The sequence below is a fragment of the Thiothrix caldifontis genome, from assembly GCF_900107695.1.
In the GTDB taxonomy this organism is placed as follows: Bacteria; Pseudomonadota; Gammaproteobacteria; order Thiotrichales; family Thiotrichaceae; genus Thiothrix; species Thiothrix caldifontis.
In genome coordinates this window covers 1-1,066 of the sequence record NZ_FNQP01000063.1, presented here as the reverse complement: position 1 = coordinate 1,066, position 1,066 = coordinate 1, and the positions used below count along the sequence as shown (strand labels likewise).

The 1,066-nt window shown below is 54.3% G+C and carries 2 protein-coding genes; both read left to right on the top strand.

Annotation, left to right across the window (positions count from 1 at the left end):
• The first annotated feature begins 127 nt into the window (after positions 1-127).
• Positions 128-424: a transposase gene (locus tag BLV87_RS20110; protein WP_093071213.1), complete on the top strand. Its 297-nt coding sequence runs from the start codon at positions 128-130 to the stop codon at positions 422-424.
• On the top strand, positions 421-870 hold the full coding sequence (locus BLV87_RS20105; RefSeq protein WP_093071212.1) for an IS3 family transposase: 450 nt from the start codon (positions 421-423) through the stop codon (positions 868-870). Before BLV87_RS20110 ends, BLV87_RS20105 begins: the two co-directional genes overlap by 4 nt.
• The last annotated feature ends 196 nt before the right edge of the window (positions 871-1,066 follow it).

Here is a 1,066-nt window from a genome sequence, read left to right as displayed (position 1 = left end):
TCCCGTGCTTAGCCTTGAGGAGCATCTTGGCGTAATGACCTCGCCTCACTCCCCGTTGTCAGCGGGTTACATCACCCTGCGGGCATACCGCAGGTGAGTACACTATACTCGACACTTGAGGTGAAAGATGAAACCAAGCAAACCGACCACCAAGCCCTACACACGCCGTTCTGAGAGCTACAAAGCGGAAGCCCTGAAACTAGCCGATCGGATTGGTTACACGGAAGCGGCGCGTCAATTGGGTTTACATGAATCGCAACTCTACGGCTGGCGAGCCAAACAGTCGCATCAACAAACGGTTAGCAGTCGCGAACAAGAGCAAGCGGCTGAAATCGCCAAACTCAAACGGGAACTGCTGATAGCCCAAGAAGAGGTGGCTATCCTAAAAAAGGCCAGCGCGTACTTTGCGAGACAGCTCAAGTGAAGTACGCCTTTATTCAACAACATAGCCGTGAATTCTGCATTCCCCGCCTGTGCCAAGCATTGGGTGTTGCCCGCAGCAGTTACTATGAATGGCTGGAGCGACAATCCAACGATCGGCAACGTGAGCAACGGCAAGCATTACTCGATACTCAGGTTGCTACCGCCTTCCAGTCCAAGAAAGGCTGCTATGGCGCATGGCGTTTATGTAAGCTATTGGCAAAGGATGGGCGGCATTACAATCGCAAAACCATTGCCAACAGCTTGAAACGTCAGGGATTAGTCGCCAAGGCAGCGCGGAAGTTCAAGGCAACCACCCATAGCCGCCATTCGTTGCCAGTATCACCCAACCTGCTGGAACAGAACTTTACAGCGACTGCCCCAAACCAGAAATGGGTCGGTGACATCACTTATTGTGTGCCCGGAGTTCGGCACCAGCAAGGAAGCTGAAACGAACCACGAGTCTGTCTGGAATGCTGGACTCAATGCCTCAAGGCAGAGGCATCATCCCGCCCCGTCCACTGTGAGGACGGTGAGCCTGAGCGGCAGTGACCTGCGGTATGCCCGCAGGGTGATGTAACCCGCTGACAACGGGGAGTGAGGCGAGGTCATTACGCCAAGATGCTCCTCAAGGCTAAGCACGGGA

Coding starts and splice junctions, on each gene's coding strand:
- BLV87_RS20110 (WP_093071213.1), top strand. CDS start 128: ATGAAACCAAGCAAACCGACCACCAAGCCCTACACACGCCGTTCTGAG.